At 50.0% G+C, this 14,239-nt stretch carries 24 protein-coding genes; 10 read left to right on the top strand and 14 right to left on the bottom strand.

What is annotated here, in order from left to right; genetic code table 11:
• A partial coding sequence (locus tag DCH402_RS21310; protein ID WP_161624072.1) for a VENN motif pre-toxin domain-containing protein occupies window positions 1–996 on the top strand: 996 nt, incomplete at its 5' end.
• Window positions 993–1,298 (top strand): hypothetical protein, encoded by a 306-nt coding sequence (locus DCH402_RS10880; protein WP_040001116.1) that lies wholly within the window; start codon window positions 993–995, stop codon window positions 1,296–1,298. The genes DCH402_RS21310 and DCH402_RS10880, both read left to right, overlap by 4 nt.
• A gap of 581 nt (window positions 1,299–1,879) precedes the next feature.
• On the opposite strand, the gene DCH402_RS10875 is transcribed toward DCH402_RS10880, so the two are convergent.
• The 14 genes from DCH402_RS10875 to DCH402_RS10810 are packed head-to-tail and all read right to left on the bottom strand — an operon-like array spanning window position 1,880 to window position 9,856.
• A complete protein-coding gene (locus DCH402_RS10875; RefSeq protein WP_040001115.1) occupies window positions 1,880–2,257 on the bottom strand; it encodes a Mor transcription activator family protein in 378 nt (125 codons plus the stop codon).
• Entirely contained in the window at window positions 2,254–2,685 is a 432-nt protein-coding gene (locus DCH402_RS10870) for a gp16 family protein (RefSeq protein WP_040001114.1), read from the bottom strand. Before DCH402_RS10870 ends, DCH402_RS10875 begins: the two co-directional genes overlap by 4 nt.
• Window positions 2,686–3,396, bottom strand: coding sequence for a DUF2786 domain-containing protein (locus DCH402_RS10865; RefSeq protein ID WP_040001113.1), 711 nt, complete (start codon window positions 3,394–3,396; stop codon window positions 2,686–2,688).
• Window positions 3,380–3,679 carry a nucleoside triphosphate pyrophosphohydrolase family protein gene (locus tag DCH402_RS10860; RefSeq protein ID WP_040001112.1) on the bottom strand — a complete coding sequence of 100 codons (300 nt, stop codon included), beginning with the start codon at window positions 3,677–3,679 and terminating at the stop codon, window positions 3,380–3,382. The genes DCH402_RS10865 and DCH402_RS10860 overlap by 17 nt, the downstream gene beginning before the upstream one ends.
• Window positions 3,679–4,197 (bottom strand): host-nuclease inhibitor Gam family protein, encoded by a 519-nt coding sequence (locus tag DCH402_RS10855; protein WP_040001111.1) that lies wholly within the window; start codon window positions 4,195–4,197, stop codon window positions 3,679–3,681. Before DCH402_RS10855 ends, DCH402_RS10860 begins: the two co-directional genes overlap by 1 nt.
• Before the next feature lie 29 nt (window positions 4,198–4,226).
• Window positions 4,227–4,523, bottom strand: coding sequence for a hypothetical protein (locus tag DCH402_RS10850; RefSeq protein WP_040001110.1), 297 nt, complete (start codon window positions 4,521–4,523; stop codon window positions 4,227–4,229).
• A 13-nt stretch (window positions 4,524–4,536) separates the two neighbouring features.
• Entirely contained in the window at window positions 4,537–4,797 is a 261-nt protein-coding gene (locus tag DCH402_RS10845) for a hypothetical protein (RefSeq protein ID WP_040001109.1), read from the bottom strand.
• Between the two features lie 54 nt (window positions 4,798–4,851).
• Window positions 4,852–5,205 carry a DUF2528 family protein gene (locus DCH402_RS10840; protein WP_040001108.1) on the bottom strand — a complete coding sequence of 118 codons (354 nt, stop codon included), beginning with the start codon at window positions 5,203–5,205 and terminating at the stop codon, window positions 4,852–4,854.
• Complete coding sequence (locus DCH402_RS10835; protein WP_040001107.1) at window positions 5,206–6,360, bottom strand: ExeA family protein; 1,155 nt, start codon at window positions 6,358–6,360, stop codon at window positions 5,206–5,208. It abuts the gene before it with no gap.
• A gap of 12 nt (window positions 6,361–6,372) precedes the next feature.
• Complete coding sequence (locus tag DCH402_RS10830) at window positions 6,373–8,139, bottom strand: DDE-type integrase/transposase/recombinase (protein ID WP_040001106.1); 1,767 nt, start codon at window positions 8,137–8,139, stop codon at window positions 6,373–6,375.
• On the bottom strand, window positions 8,140–9,066 hold the full coding sequence (locus tag DCH402_RS10825) for a DUF3102 domain-containing protein (RefSeq protein ID WP_040001105.1): 927 nt from the start codon (window positions 9,064–9,066) through the stop codon (window positions 8,140–8,142).
• Window positions 9,067–9,075: 9 nt separating this feature from the next.
• Entirely contained in the window at window positions 9,076–9,381 is a 306-nt protein-coding gene (locus DCH402_RS10820) for a helix-turn-helix domain-containing protein (protein WP_040001104.1), read from the bottom strand.
• 2 nt (window positions 9,382–9,383) lie between these two features.
• Window positions 9,384–9,617 (bottom strand): hypothetical protein, encoded by a 234-nt coding sequence (locus DCH402_RS10815; protein ID WP_040001103.1) that lies wholly within the window; start codon window positions 9,615–9,617, stop codon window positions 9,384–9,386.
• Between the two features lie 53 nt (window positions 9,618–9,670).
• A complete protein-coding gene (locus DCH402_RS10810; protein ID WP_024105304.1) occupies window positions 9,671–9,856 on the bottom strand; it encodes a DNA-binding protein in 186 nt (61 codons plus the stop codon).
• A 104-nt stretch (window positions 9,857–9,960) separates the two neighbouring features.
• Here DCH402_RS10810 and DCH402_RS10805 point away from each other — a divergent pair, with 104 nt between their 5' ends.
• From DCH402_RS10805 to DCH402_RS10770, 8 genes are all read left to right on the top strand, one after another.
• The gene (locus DCH402_RS10805) at window positions 9,961–10,371 is read left to right on the top strand and encodes a helix-turn-helix domain-containing protein (RefSeq protein WP_050583297.1); all 411 of its coding nucleotides are present in this window, start codon (window positions 9,961–9,963) and stop codon (window positions 10,369–10,371) included.
• Between the two features lie 16 nt (window positions 10,372–10,387).
• Window positions 10,388–10,921, top strand: coding sequence for an SAM-dependent methyltransferase (locus DCH402_RS10800; protein ID WP_040001102.1), 534 nt, complete (start codon window positions 10,388–10,390; stop codon window positions 10,919–10,921).
• A 70-nt stretch (window positions 10,922–10,991) separates the two neighbouring features.
• Window positions 10,992–11,792 (top strand): hypothetical protein, encoded by an 801-nt coding sequence (locus DCH402_RS10795; protein ID WP_040001101.1) that lies wholly within the window; start codon window positions 10,992–10,994, stop codon window positions 11,790–11,792.
• A 120-nt stretch (window positions 11,793–11,912) separates the two neighbouring features.
• On the top strand, window positions 11,913–12,257 hold the full coding sequence (locus DCH402_RS10790; RefSeq protein ID WP_040001099.1) for a putative holin: 345 nt from the start codon (window positions 11,913–11,915) through the stop codon (window positions 12,255–12,257).
• Window positions 12,258–12,259: 2 nt separating this feature from the next.
• Window positions 12,260–12,988, top strand: coding sequence for a transglycosylase SLT domain-containing protein (locus DCH402_RS10785; RefSeq protein WP_040001098.1), 729 nt, complete (start codon window positions 12,260–12,262; stop codon window positions 12,986–12,988).
• On the top strand, window positions 12,972–13,613 hold the full coding sequence (locus DCH402_RS10780; RefSeq protein WP_040001096.1) for a hypothetical protein: 642 nt from the start codon (window positions 12,972–12,974) through the stop codon (window positions 13,611–13,613). Before DCH402_RS10785 ends, DCH402_RS10780 begins: the two co-directional genes overlap by 17 nt.
• A complete protein-coding gene (locus DCH402_RS10775; protein ID WP_040001095.1) occupies window positions 13,610–13,927 on the top strand; it encodes a hypothetical protein in 318 nt (105 codons plus the stop codon). Before DCH402_RS10780 ends, DCH402_RS10775 begins: the two co-directional genes overlap by 4 nt.
• Window positions 13,927–14,238 (top strand): hypothetical protein, encoded by a 312-nt coding sequence (locus DCH402_RS10770; RefSeq protein WP_040001093.1) that lies wholly within the window; start codon window positions 13,927–13,929, stop codon window positions 14,236–14,238. The genes DCH402_RS10775 and DCH402_RS10770 overlap by 1 nt, the downstream gene beginning before the upstream one ends.
• The last annotated feature ends 1 nt before the right edge of the window (window position 14,239 follow it).

Below are 14,239 nucleotides of genomic sequence, written 5' to 3'. Positions count from 1 at the left end.
GGCACGGATGCGGTGCAGGGCGCACAGTCGGCACAGGTGGCGGTGGAGAATAACTATCTGAGTGTCTCTGAGAAATCGGAGCTTGAGATAGCGAAGCAGAAACTCCGCGACAGCAAAGACCCGGCAGAGCGTGAACAGGCGGAGAAAGACGTTGCCCGGTTAACGGAGCTGGATATCTCAAGGGATAAGAAAGTTATCGCCGCCTGCGGTAACGGAAATGCTGCCAGTGCGGGTTGTGCAGCCGCGCGGCTGGAGGCTTATCAGGCCAAAGTGGAGTATGAAAACACAGGTCCCTATAACTCCAGAGCCAGCCAGCAGTACGGCGATGCCTACGGCCAGATAGTGAACCTGCTGAATATAACCAGTGTGGATGCACAGAATCAGCAGCAGGTCAGGGATGCGATGGTTAACTACGCTATGAAACAACTTGGCGTGGATAAGGCTACTGCGGAGCAATATATCTCTACATATGATGGAATAAAAATAATTGCTGCATCTGTATCTCCTATAATAATTGGGGAAGCAGCTAAAACCAGATTAACTGATTTGGTTGGTAAGGTTAATTCATCTGAAGTTGGCCAGACATCAAGGATTGTTAAAACATATGGCCCGCATGAAGAGGGACCATTAGGAAACCCTAATGATTTAAATTCCGCTGCATCAACCTTTAGAAGTGGTACATATGCTGAAAAAGTTGCAGAAGAAGATATGTATCTTTATCGTGACTATGGTGGTAAGGCAAGGGTAAATGGTCGTTATTGGACATTGGAGCCTTCTAAAGGACCTGTACAGTCTCAAATTGATAGCGCTGTATTGCCTGAGTGGGGTAATTCATTTGAAAATCAAGCGATTATGAAGATACCTAAAGGTACTAAATTCTATGAGGGACCTGCTGCACCACAAACAGGAACAAAAGGCACACGACCTGAATTAATTGGTGGTGGTACGCAGGTATATTTACCTAGTTTGAAAGATGAATGGATTATTAAAAAATGAATGCTTTAGATGCAATTAATGCATGGGTTGATGATTATGATTCATTTTATTTCTTTCTTCCAGATGGTCCATATGGAAGGCCATTTGATAATCAATACTCAATTGATAAGATTGAAATGGATGAAGTAGGATTAAATATTTACTTTAAAGAAGGTGTTGTCTTCTGTTTTTATGGGGATGTAGAAGTGATGGAAGATTATGATAAATTAATAATAAGTAAATTTACTAAATTTAAATTTGAAGATATTTCTGAGGCAGCAAGATATTACGATTATGGTGAGGTAACACTGACTCGTTTTTAAATAGTAATGATCCCGATCCTGTGAAATGAACCCTGAAAGTTGGACACCCAACAAGTAGGGGGTACGAGTCAATCATCCCCACCGCCCTTGAGCGTGATCTGTGGCGGGTTGCCTGAAAATACTTCAACCCCCGGACAGGAAATGTTTTGTGGCCACCGCCAGTGGGCCGTGCCCCCAAAACCACCCGGTCAGGGCCATGCCCCGACACCCCCGCATTAAAACAAAAAACCCCGGCGCGGGCCGCTGTCTCTTATACACAAATCCTCCGGCAAAATTGTCGGGGGATTTTTTTTGAATCTTTTCTCTGTTTGTTGATCTCTATCTGATACTCCCCCTTGTTTCTGGTGTTCTGTTATGGTGTTTTCTGATTGTTATTCATGGGCTGACGACATTTTTGGATCCGCTGAATTAGGTGATGAGAAGTGAGATAAGTAATACCAAACCTGTGAGATAAATTATGGGATAAACTGGGTCGAAGTGGGAAGAGATAGGATGGTTAGTGTAATTCTCTTTCAGCATGTGAAAAAATCAGGCCGTCGAAAAATTCAGAGAAAATTTGTGTTCGGCCTGTCGAGTGAATGTTATTCCGCGTCCCGGTCATCGTCAAACAACCTGCCTTGCATTCGAGCCAACTCATCTTTCCTGACTCGTTTCACAACGCTGTATACCCATTGCAGCGAGCACCCAAACTGGCGCGCAAGTTCGTGATGGTTATGGCCATTGAACGCAGCGAAAATCTGGCGGTCGCGCTGACTGACTTTCCACGCCATGCCCATCGGGAAGTAAACGTTCTGGCCCCCCCACACCTGCATCATCTTGCTTGCAACAGCCTCGCCGATCTGCTCCGCCACTTCAGGGCTGATTGTATCAACGACTTCACGAGCCGTGATTGCTGTATGCTGCGCCAGTTCAATAAGCAGTTCTGGCCCCTTGCTGCGGAAGTTGTTATCACCGTTCATGATATTTTCCTCGCGTTGAGTTCCCGATATTGCCACTTCTTCAGCTTCTCAATTACATGGCTGGCCTGTTCTGAATTAAGCCATTGCAAACCATCAATACCGGTTTCCCGTCGTACAAACGCCGCCAGGGCGGCTTCAGAGCGTTCACGGACGATGCCCTTATCTGCCATTTCCAGCCACAAAGACCGGATTTTCCGAGACTGGGGCGCATCGTCCAGTTTGCGGCCAGTCACAGCCTTTTTAGCGGGCTTAACCTTGAAGCCACGCTTTTTCATCGCCTCCAGCACTATAACTAACTGCGGGACTGTCATGTCCCGCGTAGAGTTCTTCTTTGTCGTGTTTGTCAGAACCTGGCGATATGTGTCATCGTCGAGGCGCAAATCACGCTTGGCGATATGGATGAGCTTAATTAACTGGGTCTTGTTCATCTATTTTCTCTCAATCTTCGCCACAGCATCCTGCCCCGTACCATTAACAGCATGATGCAATTTGGCTTCTTTGCCTGCCTGATACCCAGCCCAGCGAGCATCTTCATCACCCCGGCATTTCTTAGCCTCACGGCTTTTCAGCGTACTGAAACCATCGCCTTCAAGTTTTATCTTGCGATAGGATTCCATCAGAGTTTTCTCTCTTTCATTAACGGAGAAGGCGCTGATTGCCTTCCACGCTCCAGATATCCACCCTTCGCAGAACTGGTCGGCACGATTGATCTTGGTGCTGCGTTTGATGCTTTTGCGCAGGGATGCGATGTAATCAGTCCTGGCCCTGCGCAATTGACGTGTTAAGACATCAAAACCATACGCCGCAACCTGTGGCCTTTCGTTCGGGCCATAAAAAACAACGGTTCTCCCTAAAAACGACTGAGTGTAGTAACAGCGCACGCCGAATGCATGGCTGAGCAAATTGGCCAGATAAACCACATATTGTGGTAACTTTTCAGCGTGAGACGGTGAATCCTTACTACCGGATTCTTTAATATCCATCAGGTCAATATCTGATTCATTCAGTCCATGAGCACGCATCAAATTTTGTGCCTGGCTGATGGCATTTGCCGCCTCATTTTCGTTTGTGCTCCGGCGTGCCAGATTCAACAGCTTCTTAATCTTTTCCAGGTATTTTTCTTTATTGCTGTCCGACATATTCCACCCCCAGCCGTTCTGCCAGACGCCGCAGCTTTTTCTGCTTCTGGAAGTCAATTAGCTTACCCAGTCCGTTGAGACGGAATTGCTCGATCATGATTTCGACATCTGCCATTTCACTGGCCATATCGACCTCGTTACCGAGGCCGTTGACATTGCGTGATGCGGCGGCGGCAAGTTCTGCCGCCTCCTCAATCAGTTTTAACAGTTGTGATTCAGGCCCGAACTTCTGTAATGCCAGTTGATATAACGACGAGCGGTTATTTAATGGAATACCTTTCATCAAACCACCTCCTGCTCAAAAGGAATAATAGAAAAATCCTCCACGTCTTTTTTGATGGTGATGCCAGGAATATTTTTTACTGCTGTCGGTTCATTGAGAATGGCATCTTTATTAATTTCCTCTTTCACGCGGATAAACCGGCTCAATTTCTGGTGTTTCAAAAACTCGATAACAGATTCAACACCGCGAATGCTGACTGAAGGCGGACGGTTGCGCCACTGCACCTCACCTGTAGTCAGGTTGGCGAACTTGACCTTTCCACCATTTGTTAGCTCGTCCCTGTGTGCCTCGCACCATGTCTGGATGCCGCTTTGCAGCTCCTCCATTTTGGCTTTCAACTGCTCAATAGCGGGGGAATGACTGGCAGTAATCTCGGCGATTGAGTCATTCATTTCTGTTTCAACACGGATTAATTCACGCTGAATATCGCCGAGCTGTTTAATTCCCGCGATAACCTCGTCTTTTGTCTGCGCGACGTACGGTGCCGCCACAGCTTTAAGCCGCTTTTTACTTTTCATATTTATTGACCTTATTACTGATGACTTAATTAATGGCTTCTTTCTTCCCACACGACACGGCAATTATTCAGATGACACTGATATTTCTGATACCTCCCGTTGTTATCAATACCCGTTGAATAACGAACCGCCTGACCGTCATTCACCATTTTTCTGCACGCCGGGCCTGATTTAACAATGATGGTCGGCCGTTTACCAAACTCAATGGACAATCCTTCTACCGGGATTTGTAGTGCAGTCAGTCGCGCTATTGCCTCCTGTGTTGCAACGATTGCTGCTTGTAATTCTGGGTTAATATCAATCGCTATTCGTTTACTGAGGCCCATATATTTACCTCGCTCAGTGATAATTCTTCCTGTCCGTTTCTGTTCCAGTTTCTGTTACTAATTTTACTGACTGCACCTGGTTTAATAGCTGTGCATTGGCAGAGCGAGTCAGGGCAGGCAGCCCTTCGTGAATCAAACACATCATGAGCAACACCAGCGCGTTGTCATTTTTCGCTGCTTCTGTTGTGGTGGTAATATCGATATCGACATCCATCATGCCGTTCGCCAGGATGTCCTCACTTTTTTGCTCAATACTGATGACGATTTTTCCCATAATTAAATTCCTTTCACTACGTCCGCATTGACAACCGGAACACCGATATCGTGGTTAGGCCTTCTCTTTGACAGTAATGTCGCTGATATCAAATAACAGTACGTCGCAGTTGATGATTTTTATGCCGTAAGAGCCATCCATATCAGGCCATCCTTCACGGTCATTAAACTCCTGAATAAGACCGTAAGTATTGAAGTCATGGGCAATCATCAGCTCCCAGCATTGCTGCCCCAACATTTTCAGAACGGCTACGAGAACATTGCCATCAGCATCATCCAGCCGTTCGTCCGCGCCGCTCCAGAATGAATTAATAGCGTGGAGGAATTCATCGGTAACCTGGTTATGGTCGATTTCCACAACGAGATCTAACTGATGGTCCCAGTTGACGTTATAGCGCTTGATACCCATTTAAACCCCCTTCACTACGTCCGCATTAACCACCGGAACACCGATATCGGCAGCCAGATTCATCGCTGCAATCACCAGATTGCTGACAGCAAGCGGGTACAACAGACTGACGCTTTGGCGCCCGCCTAACTGATTACTCAGACGGGAGCGGATTGCGTCGATAGCGCTGGCATCGATAATGTCGGCCAGCTTTTTCCCGGCGCGAGCCAGCTTGAAAGCAAGGAACTCTTCCAGGCTGTTATCCAGCGGCAACAATTCGACGACTTCACAGCGCTGGACGACCTCACGCACCTCCATATTGCGTTCAGAGAGCTTTGTAGCCAGTTCGGGCTGACCAATCAGTACGATTGACAGCAACTTCTTAAACCCGCTTTCCAGCTCGAAAAAACGCTTGAGGTGCTTCAATGTCGGGATGGGCAGGCTGTGGGCTTCTTCAATCACCAGAACGTGGTTGTAACCCGCTGCACAGCTCTCCTTCAGCACACGATGCAGTTGACGGTAACGTGCGTCTTGTGAGCGTTTGACGCCCTCAAGTGGCGATATTGTGCTGATGATGGCCTCGGCAATGGCGGCGGCTTTCAGTGTTTTCCCTTTAACGTCATTGTCCTCCATCGCAATGATGTACGGCTCAATGACAATCACCGGCGCGTTCTCGCGGTTGATGCGTTCGATAAGGTCACGGCGCAACGTTGATTTACCGGCCCCTGATTCACCAATAACCGCCATAAAACCGCCATGCCTGGCAGTTTGGTACAACGCTTCGCGGACATAGCGAATATCCGGTGTCGTAAACACGTCGTCGGCACCCTGCATGGCGTCGTCAGCGAACGGGTCACGGAACAGCCCGAACGCCTTTTTTGTCGCTGGAAACAGCACCTGTTTTTTGAGTAACATATTCTCCTCCGTTGTATCTGTGGTATCAGCAGTGCGGGGTGTGTCCGCATCCTGCACTGCGTCAAAAAAACTCTTATCTGTATCAATCCCTTTTGCTGCCAGAAATCTTGTTAATCTCTGACGAACTTCCCCGGCGTTGGTGCGTGGCCACGTATTGTGATTAACAATCTGTGCCAGTGTGGCTTCTGACACTGCGATTCCTCTTGCGACAACGGCCTGCGGCAGTCGCGCATTCTTCAATTGTTCTTTCAGTACCAACATGCTCACCCCCTTTTAATTGCCGTTGACGATGTTGATAACGTTGGATGCCGGAGCCATCAGTGATGACACAACATTATCCAGTTGGTCTTCAGGTACGCCGTCCGGCCAGTGCGAAGCCATCAGGCGGAAGTGCTCGGCTGTCCACTTTTGTCCACGTTCAGTAAAGCGCTCACGCAGAATTTTGGCGGCTTCGACGTGGGTCAGTGGGCGTTGCTCAATACGCGGCCCGCGTACCTCTGATGCCTGGCCACGACGCGGCATAAATGTCGGCAGCGTGGCGTCGTCGATGTGTTTATACGGGTCAAGTTTTCCGCCAAACGGCAGCGCCTTCGCCTTGCGCGCCGCAGCCGCGTCGGTGGCGTTATCCGTACCTGTCACCAACTGTTCCAGCTCCTTGGCTGCGGTCTGGGCGGGAGTGTCCGCCTGGGCTTTGTAGCGCTCGCCGATAACGGCGGCTGAATCAGCGAAACCGAATTCGTTCTTGGTGACTTCATCAACCAGGAAAAACGTTTCATGGCCATCTGCGCCAGTCAGCACGACTTGTGCTGCATCAGTGCGCCACGGGTTGCGGGTGATCAACAATTTCTCGCCCACCATCACGCCCGGAACAGTAGACACGTCGTATTCAATGCCACGGAATGAAACGCGCAGCTTAGGTGTGACTTTGCGCTCTTCCGGCGTTGCTACAGCCAGCGCACGGCAAACTTCGACGGATGGCGCTTTTATCAGTTGCTCTGCGGTGATTTTCAGCCAGACGTCGGTGCGGGTTTTACCGTGTCGGCTGTGTTTAGCGGTGGCGTTAAAATGCCCCCGCCAGTTCTTTGCCAGGGTATTCAGCTCTTCAAGGCTAAATACGGGCTGGAACTTCAATCCCGGCTCCAGCTTGCGCTCGATAATGTCACGCGCCTTTTCCACGCTGCCTGTCGAGCGGGCCGCATGGGCCTTGTGCGCCATCAAATCAATGCCCAGCGCACGGCACAGGTTCTTCGTCATACCAGCGGTGTTAGCCGAACCGGGGTCGAGGTAGAGGATTTTCGGCACGCCGTGCAATACATCGGCCCCGCTGCGCTCTTGCATGGCGTTAATCAACACAGAACACAGGTTCTCGCCGGATTCAGCGCCCATCACATACTCGACGTAGATCCAGCCGCTGGTGTGGTCAGTGATTTCATAACTCCATACCCGGTCACTGGCGATGCGTGCCACATTGCCCGGCTTGTTCTTATAAAATTTGGCGCTGTCCATCACTTGCAAGCCGTTATGGCCGTTGCTGAGGTAATAGAGCGTGCAGAGCGACGCGTCGATTTCCCAGACGTGATTCGGGTGGCGGCTGGCCAGCTCCGTGACTGGTGCAGGCTGGCTTAACTGGTCAGGGTGCAATCCATAGCCGCGCAGTGCGCGGCTGATAGCGGTTTCGGACAACGGGAGAAATTCACCTGTTGTTTCATCAAGACGGCCAGCTGTAATCATGCCGTTGGCCCGCAGGGCTTCAACAGCATCCGCGATGGAATACAAACGCTTGCCGTTCTTACGTGTGGCTTCCATCAGTGTTGCGGATATCACAGCGGCTTCGTCACGCGTCAGCGTGCTTTGCCCGGCGTCAGTACGCTTTTTGCGTTTATCAGTCACTGTGACCTCCTTCAGCTTGCGTAACAGCGTGGCGCGTGACATCCCAAGTTCCACACAGGCAGCGTCATAGATAGCGCCCCGCCCACCGTGCCCCGCCTCGCGGGCGGCACGGGCAATGGCCACCAGTTTTTCGGTCAGGGCCGCGCTCATTTATGCGCCCTCGCTATTCATCCAGTCCGGTTTTTGTATCTGCGGCTCTGGATCATCAAGAAAGGCAGGTCTGTCAGTACCTGTTGGCGAATCGGGCAGGTCAAACGTTGCCCGCAGAGAGCGCACCTGCGTTTCCAGCTCGCAGAGCAACCCAGCCATAAAGTCTTTGGGGACATCAATAAAGTTTTCAGCGCAATAGGCGACCAGCGTTTCAAACGCATTCGACAGGCGAACTGTAATCGCCGATTCGGCATCGGTAGCAACGCCCGCCACTTCTGTACGCAGGCGCTTGACTTCTTCATCCGGCTTGGGGGGCTGGAGACGGGATTTCTTTTCCAGCTTTGTTGAAAGTGTGTCAATTTTCTCGTTTTTATCTGCCAGCACGCGCTGCTGTGCAGCGTTGGTTTCGCGGGCTTCGCGTAACGCAGTTTTCAGTTCCCGACTGGTCATGCGGTCGATATCGTCGAGCGTTGCGCCCGCGATAGTGCCGCCATCAGCTAATGCAGCGAGTTCATCATCATCCTCTGTCATTAACTCGAATAATTTTGTTTTACCTAAAACGGCAAGCGCTTGCCGTTTTGGTTCTAGTGCTGGGGATAAGTATTTGAGAGCAGCCTGCATCATCATACGTGCTGTGCGCTGTGCCAATCCTAGCTGGCTTTCTACAATCTCTGTAAAATCACCATGTGGTTCATTTTCTTTGAGAATAACCAGACGTTTACCCGCTTCCAGCATGGCTTCGGCTGATTGCGCCATATAAAAACGCGCTTCGTGAACGATACGATCACGTTCATACGGCAGGCCGTCACCGAACTGAGCCATTACTTGCATACGGTGCTCGGTCAGCGCATTGAGTTTCACATTCAGATCGCCCGCTAACGGGGCATCTTCTACTAATTCAACCGTTTGTGATTTGGTGCGTGCCATTTCTTATCCTTAGCGACTGCCAGCCAGCAGGCGTTGATTCATTTCGTTGATTCTGTCCTGCGCACGCGCCACTTCGCTGGCGTGCGCATGGGCTATTTGCAGTGTCTGCATTGAGAGGGCAAAACGTCCGTTATCCAGTTTTTGCGCTAATCCTTCCTCGATCAGCGTATTCAGTGCGCGGTTAATATTGGCTGGCGAGTCGTCTAACGCAGCGGCTAACTCACTGTTTGACAGCCCGGTTAACGTGTGGCCTTTCAGGGCTTTAAACACCCGTAAAATTCGGGTGCCAGCGCTGGAAACGTTCAGTTTGCTCATGGTTATGCCTCCAGAATCAAAAATCGACGTGCGGCGTCATAGTCGGAATACGGCGTATCGCCCAGGTCGTCCGCACCTCTTAATCCCGCGAAATCGTCAACACGGATAATGCTGTGCGCCGGGCGGCCCGGTTGCCGTTTAACACGGCGGATAAACGTCCCGTTCAACGTGTTACCGGATGGCGTTAGTGGAGTGATTAACACGCGCTGACCGGCTCGCAATGCGCTTGGTTTCATGCTGTTCACCGTTTTCGAATATGTGATAATCTGTTTCCTATAATGGAAGGTTGTCAGGCTGCGGGCTTTAGGCCGAGCGCTACAGCAATCTCGTGGGACTTGCCGTACTTGGCTTTTACAAAGCCATTCAGTACGCGATAGACGGCTTGCCGTGGATAACCGTTTTGCGCCGCCCACTGTGTGACCGTGACACCGCGCTGATGCAGTTGCTGCTTAACCTGGTCTGGAGTCTTTTGCATGGTCTGGCCTCCTAAGTGGTCAATGATTATTGAATGATGATTGATTGATTTATGATTAATATTAGTCCCAAAAATGTCACATGTAAAGCTATGGAGGGACAAAAATGTCACAAGGGAAGCGGTTAAAAGATGAGCGTGAGCGCTTAGGGTTTAGTCAGGCGGAGTTTGCGGAACTCGCAGGTGCATCACGCAAGACACAGATTCGCTGGGAGCAAGACGAATCATCGCCAGGCATTGATGCAATGCATCGTTGGTCGCAAAAAGGGTTAGATGTTACCTATGTTATTACTGGTCAGCATCAAGAAACGAAATCAGATCATGGCGCGGATATAGATACAGAGTTGCTAATAAAAATTGTCCAAAAATTAGATTTGATTGCAAAATCTGCTGGACGGCGTTGGACATCTGACGAACTCATTTTGCAATCGTCCAGAATCTATAATTTTTTAATAAAAGAACGCTCGGTTGATGACGTGAAAATTGACAGCATTCTAAAACTGGTGGTTAACAATTAATATCGAAGGGAAAAAAATGGATAGCCGAGAAAAAGAGCTTTCAGCGCTAAGTGCACAGATTGCTGATAGTTTGAAAGGATTGCCTTTTGATGACGGACAGGAAAGACAAATAACGATAACTGTAGGCGGGAGTAATCCTGGTTCTATTCACGTTGGTTCGGTTGTTAACATCAATCCAGCTCCCCAGCGTCCTCTTGAACTCCATGAAATGGATGACCATACTTTGCGCGTAATGCGCAAGAACCTCACTGTGAAAAGGAATGATGCAAAGCGTCGCTGTTATCTTAATGGCCCGACAATGATTAGCCTTGCTCTTATGCTTTCGGCCTTCTTTTCTGCTTTATTCAATGGCTATTTGTTGATCAATAAAGAACCGCCAATCTTTATTCTGGATGAAAAAGTCTTTTTTGTTTTGATTGGATGGGCGTTTCTTTTATCCTTTTTCGTTAAGAGAATGGATAAGATTAGAAAGATAGAATCAATAATAATCAATGAAAATCAATCAATTATTGATGCGATAGACGTGATTTTACGCCGTAGAAATTCATGATTTAACACCGAATAGACCACTTTGATTGTCAGGCTTGGTTCGTTCTTTTGTTTTTATATAAGGATATGAGATGAAAGAGTTATTTTCCCTTGTCGGTGCTGTTGTTATCTGGGTATTGGTTGCCAGGTATCTTTCGCGTATGTTCATCAAGAAAGGTCATAAACCGTGGTTAAGTAAAACCAGTGGTGTCTGTGTCGGTTCGGTTGTGGCCCTTGCTTTTCTGGTCTCTGTCGTTCCAACTTCAGCTCAAAATGCGTCAACACAAAATATTACGGCTGAAACAAAACCCGCATCTAAACCGCATGATGGCTGTCTTGAAGTGTATAAACCTGATGGTCCATCAGAATGGGACTGTGAGAAGAAAGAAGCACCAGCACCAGCACCAGCACCAAAAAATATCGAACCTGCTGAAAACGTTGCAGAAGTAAAAACACTAGATATTACACCAGACGTTTTTGCTAAACGGATGAACTCAAACCTGAAAAAGACTGATGTGCCATTTCGCCTTAAAGTGAAAGTTCAGCCAGGAGAAGTAAACAACACCTTTAATTACGCGTTTAATGAGCATATCGGTATTGTCGGGTCGGTTGATAAAAAATCTGGTATTTTGAAAAACATCTCGATTATCACCAGCGGTGACGGCACAGATAAATCGGGAATGAACGTTATGGCAGTCGTAATATCTGCCTACTCAGCAGTAATGGGTGATAACACTATGGGGACGGGAGAACCGGCAAGGATTATGTTGAAACTGATGGAAAACTATCAAGAAGAGCCGGAGAAATCTCAGTCAGTTATTCTTAACGGGATTAAGTTTAGTTTTATACCTAGTAAGCAGATTGGCAATTGGTTCTTAGCTCAGCCCTTATAACAGTATGTTGAAAGAGGGAGAACCTCTCCCTCTGCGTTCTGTTTTACCACCATTAACGCTGTTTAAAATCCCCACGTAGCACAATCCGTCATGCTGTCTCCACTACACAAGGAGACAGCTATGAACCTCAAAAAATTCCGCATCAAACGTCTTGAACGCCTGTTCGGCTGGCAGATTACCGCCGTTCTGCTGCTTTCTGTAATTGCGCTGGTATCACCGCAACAGCTCCCCGTTGTTATCTACAAAATCGCCCTGATTACGCTGGCGGCGGTGCTCGGTTACTGGCTTGACCGCTCGCTGTTTCCGAAAGCAGCGCTCGGCCAGTACCTGAAACACGAACCCGCGCTAATGGATGTCGGCATGTATCCCATCAAACCCGGCCATCACCTGGTGTTTGCCGCTGCGCTGATTCGCCGGGCGATCATTGTTGCAGCTGTGTGCCTCGCTGTGGCAATGGGGCTGTAATCATGAACTGGCCGCAAATCACTTTCATCATCCTGCTCGCCTTTGGTCTGGGCGTAACAGCTATAAAACATGGCGAACCACGCAACGATAAATACAGCTTCTGGTGGCAGCTTGTGGCCAATCTGGTGATTGCCTGGCTGCTCTGGTGTGGCGGCTTCTTCAGTCAGGCCCATGCCGCACAGCCGCCCGCCGCTGCCCAGCAATACCGCAACGACGTGATCCGTAACGCCAGAATCGACTGGGGGCTGAATGCCCCAGTTGCTGACTTTGCCGCCCAGTTACATCAGGAATCCGGCTGGAACCCGCGAGCGGTGTCGCCCGTCGGTGCCAGCGGTCTGGCGCAGTTTATGCCGTCAACCTCTGAGTGGATCAGCAATGCTATTCCTGCGCTGTCAGCTAATCAGCCGTTTAACCCCGCCTGGGCCATTCGTGCGCTGACAAGCTATGACCGCTGGCTGTGGCAGCGCATCAATGCAGCCAATGGTTGCGAGCGCATGGCGATGGCGTTGTCCGGCTATAACGGCGGATTGGGCTGGGTACAGCGCGACCAGAAATTGGCTACCCAGCACGGGCTGGACAGTCAGCGCTGGTTCAGCCAGGTCGCTACCGTCAATGCCGGGCGTAATGCAACCGCATGGCGTGAGAACCGCCATTATCCGCAGCGCATTCTGCTGGAACTGGCTCCGCGCTATCTGACCTGGGGAGGGCGTAGCTGTGTTGACCGGGCTTAATAATCTTCCCTGGAAATTGCTGCTCTGCATCGCTGCCGTGCTGGTCGCGCTGGGTTTTGTCCACCAGCGCGGTTATCAGCAGGGTTTCACGAAGGCTGAAACAGAGGGCAAAGCGGCGCTGGCGAGCTTGCAGGCAGACTATACGCGACAGGCCCAGCAGCAGGCAGAGCGGGATAACGCGGCGCTGGTCGCATTACAGCAGCGTTATCAACAACGGGTGAAGGCTGCGAATGACGCAGAACAGGAATACCTCACAACCACAGCCGCCCTGCGTAAACAAAACGAAAACCTGAAGAGGAAAATCGACGATGTTACTGAACGCTGGATTGACGAACGCGGCCAGAGCCATGTTCAGCGGTGCGTGTTTACTGCTGGCTTCGTGCAGCAATACAACGCCGCCTTTGGCCTCGCCGCTGGAACAGGAACTGCCGCCATTACCAGCTGGGCTGGCGACCCGACCACAACCGCTGGCCCCGCTGACGCCAGGTTACGCGACTCCGGCGTCACACAGCGCGACGTCCTCGCCCACAGTACGGACGCAGGCGAGCGCTATCAGCAATTAGTTGCGCAGATTAACGGCCTGCTGGATTACATCGACGGGCTGAAGAACAGGAAGAAACAATGAAAATTGAAGTGGAGTTCTGGCAACTGGTTGGGCTGATGCTGGGCTTTTTAGGGTTCGTGTTCACTATTGCCAAAATGTTCCTGGCTCAACTGGAGAAGCGGCAGACCGAGCTGATAGGAACGCTTGAGGGAAGTCTGCGTGAATTCAATGGCAGCCTGAACGGGTTGGAGCGTGATTTCATGGCACTGAAGGCAGACTTGCCGCTGAACTATGTCCGTCGGGAGGACTATATCCGGGGGCAGACTGTCATCGAGGCCAAACTGGACGCGCTCTATAACAAACTTGAACTGGTGCAGCAGCACGGGAGGCAATAGTGGTTGATGTGTTACGGGTACGCCGCGAGTCAATGCGCTGGAATTTATTGCTGACGCTGAATAAAGCGCGGCCGTATACCTCAAATGAAAATTTCTTGCTGGACGTCATGCGGGCGATTTACCCGGATACCACCGCGCTGGAGTTGCGGCGGGAACTGGATTACCTGGCAGACCGCAAAATGATTGAACTGGTGAAGCAGCCCAGCGGCACGTGGTTTGCAGACCTGACCCGGCTGGGCGTAGACCTGGTTGAATACACTGTGGAATGTGGCCCTGGCATCGCTCGCCCCGAAAAATACTGGAGCGAATGAT

The organism is Dickeya chrysanthemi NCPPB 402 (genome assembly GCF_000406105.1).
In the GTDB taxonomy this organism is placed as follows: Bacteria; Pseudomonadota; Gammaproteobacteria; order Enterobacterales; family Enterobacteriaceae; genus Dickeya; species Dickeya chrysanthemi.
Note: the sequence above shows the minus strand (reverse complement) of the source record. Positions and strands in the feature narration are given on the sequence as shown.

Coding starts and splice junctions, on each gene's coding strand:
- DCH402_RS10880 (WP_040001116.1), top strand. CDS start 993: ATGAATGCTTTAGATGCAATTAATGCATGGGTTGATGATTATGATTCA.
- DCH402_RS10875 (WP_040001115.1), bottom strand. CDS start 2,257: ATGAACGGTGATAACAACTTCCGCAGCAAGGGGCCAGAACTGCTTATT.
- DCH402_RS10870 (WP_040001114.1), bottom strand. CDS start 2,685: ATGAACAAGACCCAGTTAATTAAGCTCATCCATATCGCCAAGCGTGAT.
- DCH402_RS10865 (WP_040001113.1), bottom strand. CDS start 3,396: ATGTCGGACAGCAATAAAGAAAAATACCTGGAAAAGATTAAGAAGCTG.
- DCH402_RS10860 (WP_040001112.1), bottom strand. CDS start 3,679: ATGAAAGGTATTCCATTAAATAACCGCTCGTCGTTATATCAACTGGCA.
- DCH402_RS10855 (WP_040001111.1), bottom strand. CDS start 4,197: ATGAAAAGTAAAAAGCGGCTTAAAGCTGTGGCGGCACCGTACGTCGCG.
- DCH402_RS10850 (WP_040001110.1), bottom strand. CDS start 4,523: ATGGGCCTCAGTAAACGAATAGCGATTGATATTAACCCAGAATTACAA.
- DCH402_RS10845 (WP_040001109.1), bottom strand. CDS start 4,797: ATGGGAAAAATCGTCATCAGTATTGAGCAAAAAAGTGAGGACATCCTG.
- DCH402_RS10840 (WP_040001108.1), bottom strand. CDS start 5,205: ATGGGTATCAAGCGCTATAACGTCAACTGGGACCATCAGTTAGATCTC.
- DCH402_RS10835 (WP_040001107.1), bottom strand. CDS start 6,360: ATGTTGGTACTGAAAGAACAATTGAAGAATGCGCGACTGCCGCAGGCC.
- DCH402_RS10830 (WP_040001106.1), bottom strand. CDS start 8,139: ATGAGCGCGGCCCTGACCGAAAAACTGGTGGCCATTGCCCGTGCCGCC.
- DCH402_RS10825 (WP_040001105.1), bottom strand. CDS start 9,066: ATGGCACGCACCAAATCACAAACGGTTGAATTAGTAGAAGATGCCCCG.
- DCH402_RS10820 (WP_040001104.1), bottom strand. CDS start 9,381: ATGAGCAAACTGAACGTTTCCAGCGCTGGCACCCGAATTTTACGGGTG.
- DCH402_RS10815 (WP_040001103.1), bottom strand. CDS start 9,617: ATGAAACCAAGCGCATTGCGAGCCGGTCAGCGCGTGTTAATCACTCCA.
- DCH402_RS10810 (WP_024105304.1), bottom strand. CDS start 9,856: ATGCAAAAGACTCCAGACCAGGTTAAGCAGCAACTGCATCAGCGCGGT.
- DCH402_RS10805 (WP_050583297.1), top strand. CDS start 9,961: ATGTCACAAGGGAAGCGGTTAAAAGATGAGCGTGAGCGCTTAGGGTTT.
- DCH402_RS10800 (WP_040001102.1), top strand. CDS start 10,388: ATGGATAGCCGAGAAAAAGAGCTTTCAGCGCTAAGTGCACAGATTGCT.
- DCH402_RS10795 (WP_040001101.1), top strand. CDS start 10,992: ATGAAAGAGTTATTTTCCCTTGTCGGTGCTGTTGTTATCTGGGTATTG.
- DCH402_RS10790 (WP_040001099.1), top strand. CDS start 11,913: ATGAACCTCAAAAAATTCCGCATCAAACGTCTTGAACGCCTGTTCGGC.
- DCH402_RS10785 (WP_040001098.1), top strand. CDS start 12,260: ATGAACTGGCCGCAAATCACTTTCATCATCCTGCTCGCCTTTGGTCTG.
- DCH402_RS10775 (WP_040001095.1), top strand. CDS start 13,610: ATGAAAATTGAAGTGGAGTTCTGGCAACTGGTTGGGCTGATGCTGGGC.